General features: G+C 70.7%; 20 protein-coding genes, 7 tRNA genes and 1 pseudogene. 12 read left to right on the top strand and 16 right to left on the bottom strand.

From position 1 onward, the window contains the following. Positions 1–54: 54 nt before the first annotated feature. The 4 genes and pseudogenes from AC5P1B_RS06405 to AC5P1B_RS06390 form a co-directional block, all read right to left on the bottom strand. Positions 55–615, bottom strand: a complete 561-nt coding sequence (locus AC5P1B_RS06405; RefSeq protein ID WP_493885530.1) for an HIT family protein — start codon at positions 613–615, stop codon at positions 55–57. Positions 616–707: 92 nt separating this feature from the next. Continuing rightward, positions 708–2,690, bottom strand: coding sequence for a threonine--tRNA ligase (gene thrS, locus AC5P1B_RS06400; protein WP_493885528.1), 1,983 nt, complete (start codon positions 2,688–2,690; stop codon positions 708–710). A 148-nt stretch (positions 2,691–2,838) separates the two neighbouring features. After that, complete coding sequence (locus tag AC5P1B_RS06395) at positions 2,839–4,020, bottom strand: hypothetical protein (RefSeq protein ID WP_493885526.1); 1,182 nt, start codon at positions 4,018–4,020, stop codon at positions 2,839–2,841. A gap of 29 nt (positions 4,021–4,049) precedes the next feature. Then, a pseudogene (locus AC5P1B_RS06390) lies at positions 4,050–4,211 on the bottom strand (DUF4365 domain-containing protein); the annotation flags it as partial. Positions 4,212–4,398: 187 nt separating this feature from the next. On the opposite strand from AC5P1B_RS06390, the gene AC5P1B_RS06385 reads away from it, so the two are divergent. Beyond that, entirely contained in the window at positions 4,399–5,124 is a 726-nt protein-coding gene (locus tag AC5P1B_RS06385) for an exonuclease domain-containing protein (RefSeq protein WP_493885524.1), read from the top strand. Between the two features lie 340 nt (positions 5,125–5,464). Here the strand turns inward: AC5P1B_RS06385 and AC5P1B_RS06380 are convergent. From AC5P1B_RS06380 to AC5P1B_RS06365, 4 genes are all read right to left on the bottom strand, one after another. Continuing rightward, positions 5,465–5,536, bottom strand: a tRNA-Val gene (locus AC5P1B_RS06380). 61 nt (positions 5,537–5,597) lie between these two features. Further along, entirely contained in the window at positions 5,598–6,083 is a 486-nt protein-coding gene (locus tag AC5P1B_RS06375; RefSeq protein ID WP_493885522.1) for an SRPBCC family protein, read from the bottom strand. Between the two features lie 187 nt (positions 6,084–6,270). Beyond that, a tRNA-Val gene (locus tag AC5P1B_RS06370) sits at positions 6,271–6,342 on the bottom strand. A 53-nt stretch (positions 6,343–6,395) separates the two neighbouring features. Continuing rightward, positions 6,396–6,848 carry a TIGR02611 family protein gene (locus AC5P1B_RS06365; protein WP_493885520.1) on the bottom strand — a complete coding sequence of 151 codons (453 nt, stop codon included), beginning with the start codon at positions 6,846–6,848 and terminating at the stop codon, positions 6,396–6,398. A gap of 189 nt (positions 6,849–7,037) precedes the next feature. Between AC5P1B_RS06365 and AC5P1B_RS06360 the strand changes: the two genes are divergently transcribed. Then, positions 7,038–7,451, top strand: coding sequence for an SsgA family sporulation/cell division regulator (locus tag AC5P1B_RS06360; protein ID WP_003959770.1), 414 nt, complete (start codon positions 7,038–7,040; stop codon positions 7,449–7,451). 239 nt (positions 7,452–7,690) lie between these two features. Then, positions 7,691–8,248 (top strand): CGNR zinc finger domain-containing protein, encoded by a 558-nt coding sequence (locus AC5P1B_RS06355; protein WP_493885518.1) that lies wholly within the window; start codon positions 7,691–7,693, stop codon positions 8,246–8,248. Positions 8,249–8,286: 38 nt separating this feature from the next. Here AC5P1B_RS06355 and AC5P1B_RS06350 read toward each other — a convergent pair whose 3' ends face one another. Together AC5P1B_RS06350 and AC5P1B_RS06345 are read right to left on the bottom strand one after the other, a co-directional pair. Next, complete coding sequence (locus AC5P1B_RS06350) at positions 8,287–8,442, bottom strand: hypothetical protein (protein WP_493885516.1); 156 nt, start codon at positions 8,440–8,442, stop codon at positions 8,287–8,289. Positions 8,443–8,510: 68 nt separating this feature from the next. After that, positions 8,511–8,957, bottom strand: a complete 447-nt coding sequence (locus AC5P1B_RS06345) for a hypothetical protein (RefSeq protein WP_493885514.1) — start codon at positions 8,955–8,957, stop codon at positions 8,511–8,513. 217 nt (positions 8,958–9,174) lie between these two features. Between AC5P1B_RS06345 and AC5P1B_RS06340 the strand changes: the two genes are divergently transcribed. Beyond that, positions 9,175–9,717 carry a DsbA family protein gene (locus AC5P1B_RS06340; protein WP_493885512.1) on the top strand — a complete coding sequence of 181 codons (543 nt, stop codon included), beginning with the start codon at positions 9,175–9,177 and terminating at the stop codon, positions 9,715–9,717. A 69-nt stretch (positions 9,718–9,786) separates the two neighbouring features. Here the strand turns inward: AC5P1B_RS06340 and AC5P1B_RS06335 are convergent, their stop codons facing one another. The 3 genes from AC5P1B_RS06335 to AC5P1B_RS06325 all read right to left on the bottom strand — a co-directional run bounded on the left by AC5P1B_RS06335 (position 9,787) and on the right by AC5P1B_RS06325 (position 12,661). Next, the gene (locus AC5P1B_RS06335) at positions 9,787–10,623 is read right to left on the bottom strand and encodes a GNAT family N-acetyltransferase (protein WP_493885510.1); all 837 of its coding nucleotides are present in this window, start codon (positions 10,621–10,623) and stop codon (positions 9,787–9,789) included. A gap of 113 nt (positions 10,624–10,736) precedes the next feature. Then, the gene (locus tag AC5P1B_RS06330; protein WP_493885508.1) at positions 10,737–11,576 is read right to left on the bottom strand and encodes an aminotransferase class IV; all 840 of its coding nucleotides are present in this window, start codon (positions 11,574–11,576) and stop codon (positions 10,737–10,739) included. Next, the gene (locus tag AC5P1B_RS06325) at positions 11,573–12,661 is read right to left on the bottom strand and encodes a chorismate-binding protein (RefSeq protein ID WP_493885506.1); all 1,089 of its coding nucleotides are present in this window, start codon (positions 12,659–12,661) and stop codon (positions 11,573–11,575) included. Before AC5P1B_RS06325 ends, AC5P1B_RS06330 begins: the two co-directional genes overlap by 4 nt. Before the next feature lie 148 nt (positions 12,662–12,809). On the opposite strand from AC5P1B_RS06325, the gene AC5P1B_RS06320 reads away from it, so the two are divergent. From AC5P1B_RS06320 to AC5P1B_RS06300, 5 genes are all read left to right on the top strand, one after another. Then, positions 12,810–12,882, top strand: a tRNA-Gly gene (locus AC5P1B_RS06320). A 29-nt stretch (positions 12,883–12,911) separates the two neighbouring features. Then, a tRNA-Cys gene (locus tag AC5P1B_RS06315) sits at positions 12,912–12,982 on the top strand. Position 12,983: 1 nt separating this feature from the next. Continuing rightward, positions 12,984–13,055 (top strand) — tRNA-Val (locus tag AC5P1B_RS06310). A gap of 62 nt (positions 13,056–13,117) precedes the next feature. Then, positions 13,118–13,189, top strand: a tRNA-Val gene (locus AC5P1B_RS06305). A gap of 21 nt (positions 13,190–13,210) precedes the next feature. Further along, positions 13,211–13,282, top strand: a tRNA-Val gene (locus tag AC5P1B_RS06300). A gap of 123 nt (positions 13,283–13,405) precedes the next feature. Here the strand turns inward: AC5P1B_RS06300 and AC5P1B_RS06295 are convergent. Continuing rightward, positions 13,406–13,750 (bottom strand): TFIIB-type zinc ribbon-containing protein, encoded by a 345-nt coding sequence (locus AC5P1B_RS06295; protein WP_493885504.1) that lies wholly within the window; start codon positions 13,748–13,750, stop codon positions 13,406–13,408. Between the two features lie 65 nt (positions 13,751–13,815). Beyond that, entirely contained in the window at positions 13,816–15,012 is a 1,197-nt protein-coding gene (locus AC5P1B_RS06290; RefSeq protein ID WP_493885502.1) for an aminoglycoside phosphotransferase/kinase family protein, read from the bottom strand. Positions 15,013–15,306: 294 nt separating this feature from the next. Between AC5P1B_RS06290 and AC5P1B_RS06285 the strand changes: the two genes are divergently transcribed. From AC5P1B_RS06285 to AC5P1B_RS06275, 3 genes are all read left to right on the top strand, one after another. Continuing rightward, the gene (locus AC5P1B_RS06285) at positions 15,307–16,521 is read left to right on the top strand and encodes a helix-turn-helix domain-containing protein (RefSeq protein WP_493885501.1); all 1,215 of its coding nucleotides are present in this window, start codon (positions 15,307–15,309) and stop codon (positions 16,519–16,521) included. A gap of 134 nt (positions 16,522–16,655) precedes the next feature. After that, positions 16,656–17,069: a hypothetical protein gene (locus AC5P1B_RS06280; protein WP_493885499.1), complete on the top strand. Its 414-nt coding sequence runs from the start codon at positions 16,656–16,658 to the stop codon at positions 17,067–17,069. Further along, positions 17,066–17,656, top strand: a complete 591-nt coding sequence (locus AC5P1B_RS06275) for a hypothetical protein (protein ID WP_493885820.1) — start codon at positions 17,066–17,068, stop codon at positions 17,654–17,656. The genes AC5P1B_RS06280 and AC5P1B_RS06275 overlap by 4 nt, the downstream gene beginning before the upstream one ends. A 461-nt stretch (positions 17,657–18,117) precedes the next feature. Here AC5P1B_RS06275 and AC5P1B_RS06270 read toward each other — a convergent pair whose 3' ends face one another. Beyond that, positions 18,118–18,327: a hypothetical protein gene (locus AC5P1B_RS06270; RefSeq protein ID WP_493885497.1), complete on the bottom strand. Its 210-nt coding sequence runs from the start codon at positions 18,325–18,327 to the stop codon at positions 18,118–18,120. Positions 18,328–18,719: the final 392 nt, after the last annotated feature.

Here is an 18,719-nt window from a genome sequence, read left to right as displayed (position 1 = left end):
CCTCCGTCCGGAGGCGGGCCATGCGCGTACCCGCGTCTCAGCCGTGCGCTGCGGCTACGGCAGGCGCCACACGTCGGCGAGCATCTGCCGGGTGTCGGCCAGGAGCTGCGGCAGCACCCTCGTCTGGCCGACGACCGGCATGAAGTTGGTGTCGCCGCCCCAGCGCGGCACCACGTGCTGGTGGAGGTGCGCGGCGATCCCGGCCCCGGCCACCGCGCCCTGGTTCATGCCGATGTTGAAGCCGTGCGCGCCTGAGGCGGTGCGCAGCGCGGCCATGGCCGCCTTGGTGAACTCGGCGAGTTCCGTCGTCTCCGCCGCCGTCAGCTCGGTGTAGTCCGCGACATGCCGGAACGGGACCGACATGAGGTGACCGGAGGTGTACGGATACAGGTTCAGCACCGCGTAGACATGCTCCCCCCGGGCGATGATCAGGCCGTCCACGTCGCTCTTGCCCGGGATGGTGCAGAACGGGCAGCCGTCGCCAGCGCCCGGACCGGTCGGCTTGTTCTCACCTTGGATGTATGCCATCCGGTGAGGCGTCCACAGTCGCTGAAAGGCGTCCTGTGTCCCGACTCCGATCTGCTGCTCCGGCTCACTCGTCATGCGTGCCAGCATATTCGCCCGTGGCGGGGCGGTACGCAGCGAGGGTCGGCCCCGGGCGGGGCCGACCCTCAGCGTGCTACGGGGTGCGCGTCACCCGCGCGCGGTCACACCTGGACCCGGCGCTCCACCACGTCCACGAGCTCGGCGATGGCCTGGTCGCGGGGGATGCCGTTCTTCTGCGTACCGTCCCGGTAGCGGAAGCTGACCGCGCCGTTCGCGACGTCCTCGTCACCGGCGATGACCATGAACGGCACCTTCGACTTCTGGGCGTTCCTGATCTTCTTCTGCATCCGCTCCGACGACGAGTCGACCTCGATGCGCAGGCCCTTTCCGCGCGCCTCGGCGGCGAACTCCTCCAGATACGGGATGTGCGCGTCACCGATCGGGATGCCGGTCGCCTGCACCGGCGCGAGCCACGCGGGGAAGGCGCCCGCGTAGTGCTCGAGCAGGACGGCGAAGAACCGCTCGATGCTGCCGAACAGCGCCCGGTGGATCATCACCGGCTGCTGCCGCGAACCGTCGCCGGCCGTGTACTCCAGGCCGAACCGCTTCGGCTGCTGGAAGTCCACCTGGATCGTGCTCATCTGCCAGGAGCGCCCGATGGCGTCCTTGACCTGAACCGAGATCTTGGGACCGTAGTAGGCCGCCCCGCCCGGGTCGGGGACCAGCGGCAGCCCCTGCTTCTCGGCCGCCTCTCGCAGTGCCTCGGTGGCCTCTTCCCACTCCGCGTCCTCGCCGATGAACTTGTCGGACTCCGGGTCGCGGGTGGACAGCTCCAGCTCGAAGTCGCTCAGGCCGTAGTCGCGCAGCAGGTCGAGGACGAAGGTGAGCAGGCTGTCCAGCTCCTGCGGCATCTGCTCCTTGGCGCAGTAGATGTGCGAGTCGTCCTGCGTGAAGCCGCGGCTGCGGGTCAGGCCGTGCACCACGCCGGACTTCTCGTACCGGTAGACCGTGCCGAACTCGAACAGGCGCATCGGCAGCTCACGGTAGGAACGCCCGCGCGCCTTGAAGATCAGGTTGTGCATCGGGCAGTTCATGGCCTTGAGGCGGTAGTTCTGCCCGTCGAACTCCACGGGCGGGAACATGCCCTCGGCGTAGTTCGGCAGGTGGCCCGAGGTCTCGAAGAGCTTCTCCTTCGAGATGTGCGGGGTGTTGACGAACTCGTAGCCGCTCTCTTCGTGGCGCCTGCGGGAGTAGTCCTCCATCACCTTGCGCACCACCCCGCCCTTGGGGTGGAAGACGGACAGCCCCGAGCCCAGCTCCTCAGGGAAGGAGAACAGGTCAAGCTCGGCGCCGAGCTTGCGGTGGTCGCGCTTCTCGGCCTCGGCGAGGAATTCCAGGTGCGCCTTCAGCTCGTCCTTGGTCGGCCAGGCGGTGCCGTAGATCCGCTGGAGCTGCTTGTTCTTCTCACTGCCCCGCCAGTAGGCGGCCGCGCTGCGCATCAGCTTGAAGGCCGGGATGGCCCTGGTGGACGGCAGGTGCGGGCCGCGGCACAGGTCCTTCCAGCACAGCTCGCCCGTCTTGGCGTCGAGGTTGTCGTAGATGGTCAGCTCGCCCGCGCCGACCTCGGCGGAGGCGCCCTCGGCGGCTTCGGCCGCGGAGCCCTTGAGACCGATCAGTTCCAGCTTGTACGGCTCGTCGGCCAGCTCGACGCGGGCGTCCTCGTCGGTCGTGACGCGGCGCGAGAAGCGCTGCCCCCGCTTCTGGATCTCCTGCATCTTCTTCTCGACGCGCTTGAGATCGTCCGGGTGGAAGGGGGTCTCCACGTCGAAGTCGTAGTAGAAGCCGTCCTTGATGGGCGGGCCGATGCCCAGCTTGGCGTGCGGGAACAGCTCCTGCACGGCCTGGGCCATCACATGCGCGGTGGAGTGGCGCAGGATGTTCAGGCCGTCCTCCTCGGTGATCGCGACGGGCTCGACCTCGTCGCCGTCGCCGACCTCGTACGCCAGGTCCTTCAGCTCTCCCGCGATACGGACGGCCACGATGGAGCGGTCGCCTTCGAAGAGGGAAGCGGCCGTAGTGCCCGTGGTCACCACGCGTTCTTCCCGCTCGGAATCGCGATGGATGGACACACGGACGTCTGACACCGGTCTCTCCTGACGTATGAATCGTGCGACAGCGAACGCTGCGCAGCACGAATCGTACCGAGCCGGGTGCCCACCTCGCTAAACGGTTCCCGCGCGGTCACCGCCCCGGGGGCACCCGCGCGACGCCCCGGGGCGGCCGCCGTCCGGCTCAGCCGCCTCCGTACGTCTCCTCGAAGAAGTCGGCGCTGTCCCGCAGTGACTTCAGCAGCCGGTCCCGTTCCGCGTCGTCCACCGGCACCGGGGTCACCCCGGCGGCCCCGGTGATACGACGGAAACCGCCCCGGCTCTCCAGCCTGCCGCTGACCCGCACCGGCAGCCCGAGCAGGTGGGCGTGCCCGGCGACGCGGTAGTCGTCCTCACCGAGGGCGGCCCGCACCTGCCCGACCTCGGCCCCGGCGATGACCCGCAGCCGCACCGTCCCGGGCCCGGTGGGCGCCGCACGCCGCAGCCGTACCACCGCGGCGGTGATCCGGACGGGCACCGAGGGCTCGTCGCGTATGTAGCGGGCGCCCGCCTGGCGCAGGGCGACCAGGTCGCCCGGGGTGAACTCGACGGGCTCGGGCCGGGCGGCGAAGCCCGGCGGCGGTCCGGCGGCCGGTGACCATTCCAGCGCGATCCGGGTGCCCTCCGAGCCCGCGACGAGGTTGACGATCGATTCCGTGAGCTCCTGGCTCACCCCCGCCTCAATGGCCGCGTCGAACGCCTCCATGCCACCGGCGGCCCGCTGGTAGTCGGCGGCGTCCCGTGCGGCGTGCAGGGCGCGCAGCAGGGCGGCGACCGTCGCCCGGCCCTCTTCCACGGGAACGAAGACGGTCAACTCCCGGCCCCCCGGCACCGCGCCGACCAGCACCCGCTCCAGGCACGCCTCGGCCTCCTTGCGGTGCCGGGCGCCGTAGTAACCGGCCCGCCCGCGCGTGGCCAGCGCTCCCGCGAGGAGCATGGAGCGCGCGGCGGAGCGCAGCTTCTCCTGGGCGCTCCACGCCGCGGCGCCCCGTGTTTCAGCCGCCGCCTGCGGTACGTCGCGCCACCAGCGGATCTCGTCGCTGGGCACGGCGAGGCCGACCAGCACCTCACGGGCGGAAGGGGCCGCGCTGCGGGACAGCGCCAGCAGGGCCTCGCCGAGCAGGTCGCCGCTGTCGGGGAAGGCACGGCTGTCGGGCACGAGCAGGCTGGTCCCACCGGTCTCGCCGGGCGGGGTCCAGCGCGCGTAGTGGCTCGCCGCTCCGCTGCGCCGCCGCCAGCCGTGCCGGGCGAGCAGGGCCGTGAGGACGGCCGGATCGACCTCCTCGGGGTCAGGGGGGCTCACGGGCTCGTCGGCCGACCGGTGCATCGGGGACCCCCTCCCGCGCCGGCCCCGGCCTGGGCGAGTGAGCAGCCCGCGGTTGCCGCCACGGCGTGCGAATGTCCCACCCGCGGGGTCTCCCTGCGGGCGGTGGTGGCGAGAGAGCCACGCGACGGGGCGAACCGATCGGGCAGCGGACTTCGCGTCGGCGTGGCCGGGTCGGGCTGCGCGAGGGTCATCGCCGAGGCGCCTTCCGGGCTCTTCTGAGCGAGGCCGGCCCCTCCCTGGGCCCGGCCCGTACATCTGTGTTGTCTCCGCCCCAACTCCCCGGTAAACGGCGGCGGTTCGACATCCCGCCTGCTCGGGTATCACCAGGTCGGGCGGGGCCGTAAGGCATCACGCAAGCGAGCGCGAGGAGTTGGGGTCATGTCGTGCTGGTTCGAAGGGCCGCTCGCCGCCTTTGACACCGAGACCACCGGCGTCGACGTCGCAAGCGATCGCGTGGTCTCCGCGGCGCTGGTCGTCCAGCCGTCGGCCGGGGCCGCGCCGCGGACGGCCGGCTGGCTGGTGGACCCGGGAGTGCCGGTGCCCGCCGAGGCGGCGGCCATCCACGGGCTCACCGGGGAGTACCTGCGCGACCACGGCAGGCCGCCGGGCCCCGTCGTGGCGGAGGTGGCCCACGCGCTCGCCGAGCAGGCGGGGCGCGGGGTGCCGCTGGTCGTGATGAACGCGCCGTTCGATCTCACGCTCCTCGACCGGGAGTTACGCCGCCACCGCGGGGACTCGCTGGCGGACTACCTGAGCGACCGGTCACTGTGCGTGCTTGACCCCCGGGTGCTCGACAAGCACCTCGACCGGTACCGCGAGGGCCGCCGCACCCTCGCGGACCTGTGCGCGCACTACGCGGTGGAGCTGACGGGCACTCACGACGCGGCGGCCAACGCGACCGCCGCCCTGGAGGTCGTCCGGGCTGTCGGCCGCCGGTTCGCACCCCGGCTTGAGCCGCTGAACCTCGCGCAGCTGCATGCCAGGCAGGCCGTCTGGTACGCGGCGCAGGCCCGGGGCCTCCAGGCGTGGTTCGCGCGCAACGGCACGCCGGAGACCTGCGATCCGGCATGGCCGCTGCGCCTGCGGCTGACGGAGGCCGCCTGAGCGGCGCCGGTCCCGCTCCCGGTCCCGACTTGTCCGGGCGCGCGTACGACGCGCACGGCAGGCGTTGCCTCCGCGCCAGGCGCTGCGCCTACGGCCCGTACGGCACCCGTACGACGGGCGTGGCGCGCACAACACGAGACGCCGCACTCCCTGAGGAGTACGGCGTGGTGTGGATTCGGGCGACTCCACGGAGCGCTGTGCGAACTGACGCGCTCACCCCCGGCGGGCCCTATGGGGGCGCGGGTGGCGAAGCCCCCGCCACGCGCGGCGTAGCCGCGCAAACAACGACGAGGGTGAAGCGGTCCGCGTTTGTTGCGGACACACTTCACCCTCGACCTTGTGGGCGATACTGGGTTCGAACCAGTGACCTCTTCGGTGTGAACGAAGCGCTCTCCCACTGAGCTAATCGCCCCGGTGTCCGGTGGGTTTCCCTCGCGAACGACCTGAACAATACAGGTCGCGGGGACCGTTGTTCAAACCGCGTTCTCCTGCGCCGGCCCGGTGGCCAGCAGGGCCCGCAGCCCTCGGCGACCCGCGCGCATCATCAGCGCGTGGTTGAGCACCAGAAGGGGGCGGAACGGCAGCGCGAGCAGCCGCAGCAGCGGCTTGCGCAGCTCGACCTCCTGCTCGAAGAGCGCGCGCGTGCCCTGGCCCGGCCCGCCCGTCAGCGGCTGCACCGTCCACCGCGCCCAGCCGTGCAGGTCTCCCGACATCGCGATCTCCAGCACCCGGGCCGCGGGGTCGTGACGCGTCTCGCGGGCGGTCACGGTCAGGTCGTACGGGAGGAGTGAGCGGAAGCGCGCGGTGCCGCTCCGCTCGTCCCTCGGGTTCATCTCGCGGACCTGCGGCCACCACGACGGGTAGTCCTCGGCGCGCTCAAGTACCGCGTAGACGGTGTCGGGCGGCGCGGCGAGCAGCCAGGCGCTGCGAAACCGGTAGTGGTGCAGTCCGTGAGCCATGGGGGCCAGTGTGGCCGATGGTATGCGCCACGCGATATACCGGCGGCGGACCGGCGGTATACCGCGCGGTGGCCGACCTACGGGGGCGCGGGTGGCGAAGCCTCCGCCTCACGCGGCGCAGCCGCGTAAAAGCAACGAGGGCGAAGCGGTCCGCGTATGTTGCGGACACACTCCACCCTCGACCACGTGGGCGATACTGGGTTCGAACCAGTGACCTCTTCGGTGTGAACGAAGCGCTCTCCCACTGAGCTAATCGCCCGCGGCACAGCCAACATTAGCGCATGTCAGACCGTGCTTTTGACCAGCCGCAGGTCACTCTTCGATCTTCCACGGCATGACGATCCCGAACTTCCAGAGGTAGACCGCGACGGCCGCCGCGACGATCACCAGGCCGATCGTCGTCAGGATGATGTTGCGTCGCCGGACCTTCGGGTCCAGGGCGCGCTGGGTCGCCTCGGTCACCTTGCGCTTGGTCCAGCGCAGCACCAGCTGGGCCCAGACGAACTCGGTCGCCCAGATGCCGATACCACCGAAGATCACCAGCCAGCCGGGGCCGGGCAGCGGCAGCATGATGATGCCGGCGACGACGACCGCGAGCCCGATGATGAAGACGCCGACCTGCCAGCTCAAGTGCAGCGCCCGCGACTTCTTGATGAACTGCGGCGCCCGCGAACCGAGCACCGCCTCGACTGTGGTTTCCCCCGTCTCGGGCAGCACGGCGGGCCCTGCGGCGACGCCCTGCTGTCCGTTACTCTCCGCGCTCATTCTCCCAACCTACCGGATCGCACACCTTCACTGGAATGGCGGTTTAAGGCGAACGCCTACTCGGCCGGGCGGGCGACCCGAAGACCCACAAAACGGGCAGAGGGGTTTACAACGGCACCGTAGGTGGCATGTCGATTTCGCCGACGTGCGAATCCCCGAGCGCACACTGAGCGAAAGGCCCTGGCGCTTATGAACACCACGGTCAGCTGCGAGCTGCACCTGCGCCTCGTTGTGTCGAGCGAGTCCTCACTGCCTGTACCCGCGGGCCTGCGGTATGACACGGCCGATCCCTACGCCGTGCACGCCACCTTCCACACTGGAGCCGAAGAGACGGTCGAATGGGTGTTCGCCCGCGACCTGCTCGCCGAGGGCCTGCACAGGCCCACCGGCACCGGCGACGTCCGTGTCTGGCCGTCCCGCAGCCACGGTCAGGGCGTCGTCTGTATCGCGCTGAGCTCCCCGGAAGGTGAGGCACTGCTCGAAGCCCCGGCGCGGGCTCTGGAGTCCTTCCTGAAGCGGACGGACGCCGCCGTGCCACCAGGAACCGAACACCGGCATTTCGATCTCGACACGGAGCTCTCACACATCCTGGCCGAGAGCTGAGGCCCCTGACGAGCTAGGCGCTCGCGGCCATCCACCGCGACCGCTGGCTCACGCCCGCGCACGGCCGTCCGACTCGGGGAGGACTGCCGGCAAAACAGCGGCGAACGACAACCGCATAGGGCAGACGGCGGTGCCGTCGCCACGGCTGAGCCCGCGGCGACGGCACCGCCGTCGCTCCCAGCCGCTAGAGTCGGCCAGATCCAAGGGCAGCCGCCGACCCAGCCGGCCAGGAGCGAATCGTGCTGATCAACCACGACACCCGGTGCGCGCTCGACGCCGTCGTCGATCTGGTGAACACCATGCCGGACGGCGCGGACCCCGACGGCCTCGCGGACGTCGCCGCGCTCGCCGACTTCGTCAGCCGTAACGCCATCAGTGACGTCGGGAAGCTGGGTGAGCGCGACCTGACGGCCGTGCGGGCCACCCGTGCGCGCTTCGTCGAGGTCTTCGCCGCCACCGACACCCTGGGCGCCGCCGAACTGCTGAACGCGATGGTCGCCGCGGCGGGCACCACGCCGCGCCTCACCGACCACGACGGCTACGACTGGCACGTGCACTACTTCGCCCCCGGCGCCTCCATCGCCGACCACCTCGCCGCTGACGGCGGCATGGCCCTGGCGTTCTTGCTGGTCGCGGGCGAGCGGGAGCGGCTGCGGCGCTGTGAGGCGCCGGACTGCCGACGCGCGTTCATCGATCTCTCCCGTAACCGCTCGCGCCGCTACTGCGACAGCCGCACCTGCGGGAACCGGCTCCACGTGGCCGCCTATCGCGCCAGGCGCAAGGAGGCCGAGGTCTGACCACCCCCGCCTCCGCACGCGGCCGGGGGCCCGGTGGCTCACCACGGGTACAGGTCGTGCAGGGCTGCGAGCAGCAGAAGTGCGGCGATCACGCTGAGGAAGAGCATCAACGGCGGCTGGGACAGCGCGAACAGGCATCCGCGCGGCTCTTCATGTGCTGGTGCGGGGGTGCGTTCCCCGGGTGAGTGCGGCATCGATGCCCGATGATCCCGTAGCCGCACCCCATACGCCGACCAACATGCCCGCCGCAGCGGCCAGTTCGTCAGATTCCGTGCTTTTTCAAGATCGCTTCGATATCGCTGAAGTCTTCCGTGGCTCCGGCAGCCGTGGTCTTCCGCTTGGGCTGCCGCTGCGGAGCGCGGGCGGGACCCAGGGACGGCGCCGAGGCGTCCGGGGCCAGTGCGGCCCGCTGCGCGGCGGCGGCCGCGCGGCGCTCCTTGCGGGTGCCGCCCTCCGAGCGGCCCTCGACCGCCCGGGCCACCATGAAGAGCAGGGCGGAGACGGCGAGTACGCCGAAGCCGAGCCACACGGTGGGCTTGAGGACCAGGTCGGTGACCCAGTCGGCTATGCCCGTCATGGCCAGACCCAGCGGCAGGAGCGAGTAGGCGGCGATCCTGGTCGCCGCCAGGAATCGCTTGCGGTACGCCGTCATGGCGGCGATGCCCAGCCCCGCCGCCGACAGTGCCGCGCACAGCGTCGAGGTCAGCATCCGGTCCTCCTGCCGATGGGGTGTTGTTCCCTCCATCGTGCACCGCCGCGACGCCGGAGAGCCACGATCGGGCGCCCTGTCGGCGATATATCCGGGAGAAGTCGGGGGAACGCGTCCTCCGCAGGTCCCAGTGGGGGTCATCCGCGCGCAGGTGCCGCGCCCGTTTCCCACCAGGTCCCCGTACGAGGTCGGCCGCCGGAGCTGGAAGACTGCTCCTATGAGCGCAACTGACCCTCTTCCCGGCGACACCGCCGCGCCCGCCCGCGCCGTACTGGACGTGTGGTGCGAGCTCCAGTGCCCCGACTGCCACACGGCGCTCGCCGACGTGCGGGCGCTGCGCGCCCGCTACGGGGATTCGCTGGACATCCGGCTGCGGCACTTCCCGCTGGAGAAGCACAAGCACGCGTACGCGGCGGCGCAGGCCGCCGAGGAGGCCGCCGAGCAAGGGCAGGGCTGGCCCTACGTCGAGGCCGTCCTGGAGCGGGTGGGCGAACTGGCCGGGCGCGGAGTGCCGCTGCTCCTTGAGGTGGCGACCGGGCTCGGCCTGGACGCCGAGGAGATCGACACCGCGCTGATCGACGGCAGGCATCTGCTGGCCGTCGACGCCGACCAGGCCGAGGGCAAGGCGATCGGCGTCACCGGCACCCCGACGTACGAGATCGGCGGCGAACGGCTCGACGGCGGCAAGAGCCAGGAGGGTCTGCGGGAGCGCGTCGAGAGCATCGCCGACCGGTTGCTGGCCGAGCCCGGCCGCCAGTAGCCCCCCGGCACCGCTCCGGTGGCGCGGCCCGTTACGGAAGGTCATTACAGAACGTCACAGGACGTCCCGTTACAGTAGGTCCTTGCCCAGGTGCAGCCGCGTGGCCCGGTAGCCGAGGGACTCGTACAGCCGCTGCGCCCGGGTGTTGCCCGCGAAGACGTGCAGCCCCAGCGCGCGTGCCCCGGCCGCCACGCTGTGCCGCTCGGCGATCAGCATCAGGGTGCGGCCGTGGCCCTGCCCCCGGTGTTCCGGCGCGACCCCGACGTTGAAGACGTAGGCCTCGGCGCCGTCGCCGAAGTCACCGTTGACGGCCAGCCACAGCATGCCCCGGTCCGTGCCGTCGTGGGTGAGGACCCGCAGCCGGGCGTCAGGCGACGCGCACCCCTGGGGCAGGTGGTCGCGGTAGTCGGCGTCGGCCTTGGCGATGGCCTGCTCCTCGCTTGTCCCGCGCTCCCGCCAGCTCTGGATGTAGTCCGCTCGCTCCTGCTCCAGCCACGCCGGGTACTCCGCCTCGCTCAGCGGCCGGTCGACGCTGCCCGGTGGCAGCTCCGGCGCCTCGGTCAGCGGCTTGACCATGATGCGGCCGCGCTCGGTGTAGCCGAGCGCGGCCGCCAGCCCCCGCGCGGCGTCGGCCCCCGCCGGGACGGAGACCTGCACGCGGGCACAGCCCCATCCGCGCAGCACCTCCTCAGCGGCGAGCGCGGCGACCGTGCCCCGGCCGCGATGCCGGTCACGCTCGTCGATGTCCAGGTTCCGGATCTCTCCGACGGACCTGCCGAACTTCGCGCTCGTACCGAGCTGGACCGCCCCGACAGGGCGGCTGTTGACGCAGATGTCGTACGAGCGCGAACGCCCGCCGTCCTCGCTGTGCTCAAGGGGTGCGGTCGGCCGCAGGGTGGTGGTCACGATGGTGTTGTACCGGTCACACGCCCGCCCGTCACGGGGTTTTCCCGGTACGGACCGCCCTGCCCGCTTCCGACGCGCCGCGCGGCGTACGCGCCCCGGTCCGCCGGTCGGTCCTAACGCGGGTCGGGGTCGGCGGCCGAGCGCCGCGCGAAGATCCGCAGCGCCTCCGCGGTGACCGGCCCAGGCGCCGTCGGCAGCGCCCTGCCCGCACCCTCGCAGCCGCCGACGTGGTGCACGCCCTGGACGTCGCGGAGCGTGGAGGTCAGGAAGATCTCCTCGGCCTCGTCGAGGGCCTCGATCGGCAGGTCGGTCTCCTTGGCGCCCGCCCACTCGGCGACGAGGGCCCGCGTGATGCCCGCCAGGCAGCCGGAGGCGACGGGCGGGGTGTGCAGTTCCCCGTCCAGCACGACGAACACGTTGGAGCCCGTGCCCTCGCACAGCTGGCCGACCGTGTTGGCGAACAGCGCCTCCGAGGCGCCGCGCTGCCGGGCGCGGCTGAGGGCGACGACGTTCTCCGCGTACGACGTGGTCTTCAGGCCGGTCAGCGCGCCGCGCTCGTTACGCGTCCAGGGCACGGTGACGACGGCGGTGGTGTCGGGCCTGCGGGTGACCGGGCCGACAGCGACGACCAGCGTCTGGCCCGCCTCGCCCCGGTCGGAGCCGAGCGGTGAGAGCCCGCCGGTATAGGTGATCCGCAGCCGTCCGAGCGGCATCGGGTTGGCCTCCAGGACGGCGGCGCACGCCAGGCGCACCTCGTCGAGGTCGGGCTCGGGCAGTCCCAGGCCGCGCGCGGAGTCGGCGAGCCTGATCAGGTGGCGGGTCAGGGCGAAGGGCCTGCCCTCGACCGCCTTGAGCGTTTCGAAGACGCCGTCGCCGACCGTCAGCCCGTGATCGAAGACGGAGACGCGCGCTTCGGCCTCGTCCCGCAGTGTTCCATCGAGCCAGATCGTCACCGTGTCGTCCCTCCAGTCGCCTGCTGTGTTCCCGACGCTACCCCGAGCAGCCGGGCGGCCTTCAGCTCGGTCTCGCGCCATTCTCGTTCGGGGTCGGAGCCCCAGGTGATCCCGGCGCCGGTCCCGAAGCGCAGCAGTGGCGCGCCGGCCAGTCGCGGCGGCGGGTCGGCGGGGGCCCGGTCGACCCAGAAGGTGCGGATGCCGACGGCCAGTTCGCCGGTCCTGCGGTCGGCGTCCACCCAGCCCACTCCCCCGCAGTACGGGCCGCGCCGCGCCGTCTCCAGCGCGTCGATGATCCGCAGCGCGCTGGACTTCGGGGCCCCGGTGACCGAGCCGGGCGGGAAGGCGGCCGCGAACAGTTCGGGCCAGCCCGCGCCGTCGGCCAGTTCTCCGCGCACCGTGGAGACGAGGTGGACGAGTCCGGGGTGCGGCTCGACCTCGCAGAGCGCGGGGACCGTCACCGAGCCGGTGGCGCACACCCGGCCGAGGTCGTTGCGGACCAGGTCCACGATCATCACGTTCTCGGCGTGGTCCTTGTCCAGCAGGTCGGCGGCGACCCGTCCGGTTCCCTTGATCGGCCCGGACTCGATGACCCGCCCGGAGCGGCGCAGGAACAGTTCGGGCGAGGCGGTGGCCACCTCGACCCCATGGGCGGGCAGCCGGACCGTACCGGCGTACGGGGCGGGGTTGCCCCGCGCCAGCAGCGCGGTCAGCGCGTCAACGTCAGCGGGCGCGCCGCCCGCCGGCTCCGCGAGCGGCGCGGACAGCACCCGGCACAGGTTGGCCTGGTAGACCTCGCCCGCGGCGATGTGCTCCTTGATCCGCCGGACCCCGGCGACGTAGGCGTCATGGCCGAGCGAGGAGGTCCACTCGCTCGCCGCCGGGCCCTGCCAGGCGCCCGGCACCGGGGGCGGCACCGGGGCCGGCCGTACGTCGCCGAAGCGAGCGCAGGTCAGCCGCCCCTCGAAGTCAGCGACCACCGCCCAGAACCCCGTCGAGTCGAGGGCGGCCGGATCACTGGTGACGTCGCGCAGGTCAGCGGCGACGAGCCCGCCAAAGCGGGCCATGGGCGACAGGTCGTACACGGTTGCGAGTCTATGGCGGCCTCGATCCGGCCGCCCTGGGGCGGTGAGCAGCGCAGCACGCTGCGCAAACGGAATTTGAGCTGGCCGAGGAATCCGCTAGAGTTCAACACGTCGCCGGGACACGTAAGCGTTCTGGACAACGACAACTGCGGACGTGGCTCAGTTGGTAGAGCATCACCTTGCCAAGGTGAGGGTCGCGAGTTCGAATCTCGTCGTCCGCTCGATGTGAAGGATCTGATCCTTCGCTCCTGGTGGAGTGGCCGAGAGGCGAGGCAACGGCCTGCAAAGCCGTCTACACGGGTTCAAATCCCGTCTCCACCTCGGACGATTAGCTCAGCGGGAGAGCGCTTCCCTGACACGGAAGAGGTCACTGGTTCAATCCCAGTATCGTCCACCGGGTCTTTCGGACCCACGCACCACCTGTACGACCCACCGCCCCTCCGAGGGCGGCGGCCCGCGCGATTAGCTCAGCGGGAGAGCGCTTCCCTGACACGGAAGAGGTCACTGGTTCAATCCCAGTATCGCGCACGCGGTTTCACGCGACATCCCGGACGATTAGCTCAGCGGGAGAGCGCTTCCCTGACACGGAAGAGGTCACTGGTTCAATCCCAGTATCGTCCACACGGAAAACGGCCGAGGGCCGGAGCTTCATGCTCCGGCCCTCGGCCGTTTCGTCGTCCCCGCGGCGGGCGGCGAGCACACTCGGGAGCGCGCCCGGCACGCCGCTCAGGAAGATCAGAAAGGTCAGGACGAGAAGAGCATGTGCCCCAAGCCGCGGTCCTTGTGCTTGTGGTGGCCGTGATGCCCCTGGTGCCCGTGGTGTCCCTGGTGAGGCGCTCCCCAGGCGGGTGCCGCCGGGTACGCCTGCGGCGGAGCCGGTGCCGCTGGGTAGGCGTGCGGCGCAGCCGGGGCCGCCGGGTAGGCCTGCGGGGGCGGCGGGGCCTGCTGGGACCACTGCGTCTCCAGCTGGGTCAGCGACTCAAGCTCCCCGTAGTCCAGAAAGATCCCCCGGCAGCCACTGCACTGCTCGATCTGCACACCGTTGCGGTTGTACGTATGCATCGGCGCATGACACTTGGGACACTGCATGATCCGCTCAACTCCTCAGCCAGGGGGCATCAGCACCACCGGAACGGCATCCGGCGGCGAGGAGTTCACCCTACGGCGTGCGCTTCGCCCCCCGCTGCCGCCGGAAGCGCTCCGATCCGGGCACAGGCATCGGCCATGGCCGCTTCCGCCTCGTCCAGCTCCCGCCCCGCGGCGGCGGCCTTGACGACGGCGAGCGCCGCGCTCTGCACGGTCAGCGCGCGAGCGGGCACATCAAGCCAGGGCCACGGGTCACTGGCGGCTCCGGCACCGGGGCCGGCGCCCCGGCCGCCCGCCGCCCGGTAAGCCCCCAGGAAGCGGGCCCACTCCTCGGGGTCGAGCAGCCCGGCGGCGTACCAGGCGGCGGGACGTGCCAAGTCCCACGCCGGATTGCCAAGCCCGAGGTCGTCGACGTCTATCAGCAACCAGTCGCCACCGCCGGAGGCCGCCGGACGGTCGGCCGCATGCTCCTGACCGCCCACAGGCGCGGAGCGCCTGACCAACTGCCCCAGATGCAGATCCCCGTGGCACAGGGCGGTCGCATGGGGCGCCTCAGTCTCACCGCGCGCCCAAGCGGGGAGCGCACGCGCCGCCCGTAGCACGGAGCGCGCGGCGGCGGTACGCACCACGGAGCCCGGCGCCGCCGACAGCCGGGCGAGAGCCCCGCCCACCTTGGCGGGCCCCCGCATGGCCGGAAGCGGCCCCGGAAGCCCGGCGAGCGCCACGCCATGCAGCCGCGCGAGCAACCCGCCAACGGCCTCCCACGGCACGGCGCCCCGCTCATCGGGAGAAAGAGGCTCCCCGTACGGCCAGAGGCTGACAAGCCGCCCATCACGCAACGGCGCCAGCAACCCGTGCCCGGGCCGCTGGGCTGGGGAATCCCCCGAAGACCTGGGGCCCGGCGGCGCGGCCGACGGCAGTGGAGGCAGGAGCACAGAGCTGAGCCGGGGATGCGCCGCGACCCGAAGCCGGACGGCCAGTTCAGATGGATCGGTGTCGGCGGCGTGCGCCTTGGAGACCACCGCCCCGACCCGTACGACCGTGCCGTCCGGCCGGTCCGCCAGAACGACCGCCTCGCCGGTGCCCCCAGCGCACCCGCACGCGACGGGATGCGGACACGGCCGCCGGGCGCCGCGCCATGTGAGGTTCAGGCGGCTCACGGATGACCGGGCATACGACCCGAGCTCGTCGACGAGCTCACCGCGTGGCACGGCGGACTCGTCGCCGTCGGCGAGCGCGGAGTTCGCCGGGCGTTCGGTGTTCATGGGTCCCCCGTGTCCGTCTGTAAGCTGCGCGCGGTCCTGCGGCGACCCTGCTGACCGGTGCCGGCAGCGCCGTCCCCCGGGCCGTGGCCCGCGAGGCGACATCCGCGCCGGGTTCCGCCCGCGCGGAACCGATGCCCGGATCGTATGCGGGCGGATCGTACGCGGGGGACGGGTTGCTCTGCCGAGCCTCGCCGCCGTGATAAGCGTGCTCGGCTTGGTGCTGTCCGCGTGGACCCTCGCCACACGGTGACGGGGGTACCGTGCCCTTGAGCCCTTCTTTCAGGAGTGCGCCACATGTCGAACCACAGCATCGGCCGGAAGATCCAACGACTGCGCGAATTTCGCGATCTGACCCAGGAGGAGCTAGCCGCTAAAGCGGGGGTAAGCGTTGCGACTATTCGCAAACTCGAACAAGGTCAACGGCAGTCGGCCCAGCTCGCCACGTTACGGTCACTCGCGCGCGCTCTCGACGCAGAACTTGAACGACTAGTGGGACAGCCCACCGTGACACAACGCCAACCAGAAGATGGCGGCTTGCTGGCCTTGCACGACGCGATTCACGACATCAGCGATCTGCCGGGGGTACTGCCCGAAGAGATCGAGGCCGAGCCGCCTGCGGCCAGTGAATGGCTACAGTCCGTTCGAGAGGCGACAACGAAGTATTGGGAGGGCCAGTACAGCGAACTCGCGGGCAGCTTGCCCCTGTTGCTACTCGAAGGCAAGGCTGTCGCTCGGGCAGCAAGCGGACCCGCCGAGGACGTATGGCGGCAACTCGCCCTGGCCTACCAACTCGCCGCGTCGCTGGCCACTCAGGCTGGCCATACAGATTGGGCTTTCGACGCGGTGACACACCAGTTGAACGCGGCTCAACGGGCGAGTGATCCCCTCATGGAAGGCATGGGGATTTCAACTCTGTCATGGGTCCTGCTGCGGCAGGGGCGATGGGATGAGGCTCAAAGGATCGCCGAGCGCAAAGCGAACACACTTGAGCCCTCGTTCAGCAAAGGCACGAAGAACCAATTCGCCGTATACGGAAATCTACTCCTAGCGGCGGCGACTCCGGCGGCCCGCCTGAATAGACGCGACCGAGCAGATGACCTTCTGAACCTGGCCGAATCTGCGGCCACTCGTTCTGGGCCCGTGCGCGCCTACGGGACCGCTTTCGGCTTGCATGACGTGCGTACGCAAATGGTCAATGTCGCGCTGGCTGGCGAGGAAAGCCGACCCGATGAAGCCCTCGCCATAGCGACACGTGTGGCACCGGACTCCATTTCTCGCCCGGTGCATGCCGCGTCTCACCACCTGGATGTGGCCCAAGCTCAATACCAGGTGGGGGACTCAGAGAGTGCCCTCGAAACACTTCTCTCTGTCGAGGAGGCGCAACCTGAATGGATCACGTACCAGATGCACGCAGCGGCGACGGTGCGGGAGATGTTGAAACGTGAGCGGCGGCGCAACGGGCACCTGCGCGCATTGGCGGCTCGTCTCGGGGTCGATCCCACTCTGTAGCGAGGTAGGACACCACGTCCCACCCGCTACGCAGGGGATCACCGAGGTGGTCAGCGCAAGACCTGTCACGTAGCCACGTGGGCACCTAGCGTCACCATCACCGAGCGATCGCCGATGACGCTGGAGGCCGTGCCATGCCCACCGAAGCCACCCCCGCCGCCCCGTACGACTGGATTCCCGACGGCAGGGGCGTGAACTGGACATCCATCGGCAAACACGGCTGGCACGCCATCACCATGGCCACGTGGCGCGGCAAGCGCGTCTTGGCGGAACTGGGGGAAGAGTCCGGCGCGGTCATCGATGACGAGTTGGCCCGGCATCTGTGCTGGCTGATCGAACGTCGCTCCGCCGATGGGCGCCAACTACCGCCAGAGGTCGAGCTGTCCGGCGATGACGGCACCATGATGTTCGTCCCCGGTATGGGGCGCGAGCACACGACGTTTTGGCGCGTGAAGCCCAGCCCGGAGAGGCTGTTGACCGACATCGACCGGTTGCTCGACGCCGTCAGCGCGGTGCGGCAGAAGAACCGGAACAAGTCGGCCTCATGACGACCATGCTTCTCGACTGGTTCCCGCCGCCGTGTGACGACGTGATGATGATCCCCGCAGGCCACCAGTGGGACGCCGCACGCACCTGTACGGCCGTTGCCGAGTGGGCGTTACAGATCCTCGACGGTGAGGGCAACGCCGCGTCGATCATCGATCCGAACACCGAATCGGTCTACTGGCTGATGCCTCCTCGCGTCGCTCCCCTGGCACCGTTCGTGGAATGGGACCGCCTTCATCGACACGTCACGCTGCTGACTGAGGGGACCAGCGTCCATTACGTGGGCGTTCCCCCTGCCCACCGACGCACGGGGTGGGGCCCGCACTGGCGCATGCCCGACACCTGGTCGGGCCGCTACCTCATCAGCCCCTACCTGCTCTCCAGCGTGCTGGCTCCCGCCGTCATGTCCGTACACGGGCTCGACGCCTTAGCGCTTCAGTGCAAGGTCTGTGACCGGGCCGTGGAACACGACGAAGCGGTAACCGCGATCCGCCCATGCCACCCCGGCGAGCCACCGCCCCGCCGCCTCAACGCTCACCCGGCGTGCGCGCGTACAGCGGGCCTGATCACTCAGGAACCCGGCCGGTGAAGCGTCGCCCCCGCTGCTGTAGCCCTGGCGCATGAGCTGGAAGTATGCCTCCCGCTCACGCGTCAGCCGGCGCCCTCTCCCAGTCCGGTCCTCCCGGATCTCGAAGTCCATCGCATCCCCTGAACTGGGGTGTTGCAACGACCACTAGAACTCAAGGACACCGCCGGGGGCGCGCTGCGTATCGCAAGGCGGATTCACCTATGAACGTTTCAACACCCGGCGACTGAAAGCACAAGGGGCCCTGTGCTCTCCATCCCCATGGAGAGCACAAGGCCCCAATCTGCCTGGACAGCCACCGCCGAACCTGCTTTCGCAGGTCAGGCGGGTGATCCTGTGGCGAGTGTTTACCGCCACAGCTCCCCGGCTGTCCGGGCATTCGTGCCGTCCGCCGCACCCCCGTCCCCACGGGGTTTTATGGCCGGAAGTCCCCGGCCCGGGCCGCTCTCCCGGGCCCGGAGCGACTAGCGCTCCAGCATTCCGGCCACGGACGACGCTTGTGTGACGACGGCTTCCCAGCCGCCGAACACGACGGCGAGGAGGGCGGCGATCGGCAGCACCATGGCTGCGGCCACCAGGGGATGGCGGCGGGTGCCGGAGCGCGGGGCGCCGAACGCTTCGGCGACACGGTGCCCCTGCGCTCGGATGACCGTGCGTCCTGCGATGACCGCCATCGTCCCTCCTCTGTCGTGTCTGATCTGTATGTATGCAGCGGCGAGCGTCTGACCTCGGGGGACGAGTGCTGCGCTCGCCGCTTGACTTCAACTTTAGGTTCGTCGGGGGTGCCGGACGTCATGCCCTCGTACCGACTTCCGGGCCTCCCGGAGGATGACCCAGGGGGGTACGCAGTACTCCCCTGGTTGGAGACCTGGCCCCGGGACTGGGGGTCTTCCCTGAGACGGGGCTCCGGGGCGCCGGTGCCGGGAGGGCGCGGCCGACCAGTCCAGGGCTGCGGCACCGGCCGTGCGGCGCACGGCGCGGGCCCGTCGCTGCCCCCCGGTGGCACCGGCCCCACGGGCTTCGCCTGGTGCCACGGGAAGGTGACCAGCCCAGGGGCGCCGGCGAC

The sequence above is a fragment of the Streptomyces sp. A01 genome, from assembly GCF_059026195.1.
The sequence above is the reverse complement of the archived record's forward strand: the minus strand, read 5'-3'. Positions and strand labels throughout refer to the sequence as shown.

What these genes read in the sequence shown, in the direction of transcription:
- AC5P1B_RS06405 (WP_493885530.1), bottom strand. Translation starts at nt 615, where the DNA reads ATGCTGGCACGCATGACGAGTGAGCCGGAGCAGCAGATCGGAGTCGGG.
- AC5P1B_RS06395 (WP_493885526.1), bottom strand. Translation starts at nt 4,020, where the DNA reads ATGCACCGGTCGGCCGACGAGCCCGTGAGCCCCCCTGACCCCGAGGAG.
- AC5P1B_RS06385 (WP_493885524.1), top strand. Translation starts at nt 4,399, where the DNA reads ATGTCGTGCTGGTTCGAAGGGCCGCTCGCCGCCTTTGACACCGAGACC.
- AC5P1B_RS06375 (WP_493885522.1), bottom strand. Translation starts at nt 6,083, where the DNA reads ATGGCTCACGGACTGCACCACTACCGGTTTCGCAGCGCCTGGCTGCTC.
- AC5P1B_RS06365 (WP_493885520.1), bottom strand. Translation starts at nt 6,848, where the DNA reads ATGAGCGCGGAGAGTAACGGACAGCAGGGCGTCGCCGCAGGGCCCGCC.
- AC5P1B_RS06360 (WP_003959770.1), top strand. Translation starts at nt 7,038, where the DNA reads ATGAACACCACGGTCAGCTGCGAGCTGCACCTGCGCCTCGTTGTGTCG.
- AC5P1B_RS06350 (WP_493885516.1), bottom strand. Translation starts at nt 8,442, where the DNA reads ATGCCGCACTCACCCGGGGAACGCACCCCCGCACCAGCACATGAAGAG.
- AC5P1B_RS06345 (WP_493885514.1), bottom strand. Translation starts at nt 8,957, where the DNA reads ATGCTGACCTCGACGCTGTGCGCGGCACTGTCGGCGGCGGGGCTGGGC.
- AC5P1B_RS06340 (WP_493885512.1), top strand. Translation starts at nt 9,175, where the DNA reads ATGAGCGCAACTGACCCTCTTCCCGGCGACACCGCCGCGCCCGCCCGC.
- AC5P1B_RS06295 (WP_493885504.1), bottom strand. Translation starts at nt 13,750, where the DNA reads ATGCAGTGTCCCAAGTGTCATGCGCCGATGCATACGTACAACCGCAAC.
- AC5P1B_RS06290 (WP_493885502.1), bottom strand. Translation starts at nt 15,012, where the DNA reads ATGAACACCGAACGCCCGGCGAACTCCGCGCTCGCCGACGGCGACGAG.
- AC5P1B_RS06285 (WP_493885501.1), top strand. Translation starts at nt 15,307, where the DNA reads ATGTCGAACCACAGCATCGGCCGGAAGATCCAACGACTGCGCGAATTT.
- AC5P1B_RS06280 (WP_493885499.1), top strand. Translation starts at nt 16,656, where the DNA reads ATGCCCACCGAAGCCACCCCCGCCGCCCCGTACGACTGGATTCCCGAC.
- AC5P1B_RS06275 (WP_493885820.1), top strand. Translation starts at nt 17,066, where the DNA reads ATGACGACCATGCTTCTCGACTGGTTCCCGCCGCCGTGTGACGACGTG.
- AC5P1B_RS06270 (WP_493885497.1), bottom strand. Translation starts at nt 18,327, where the DNA reads ATGGCGGTCATCGCAGGACGCACGGTCATCCGAGCGCAGGGGCACCGT.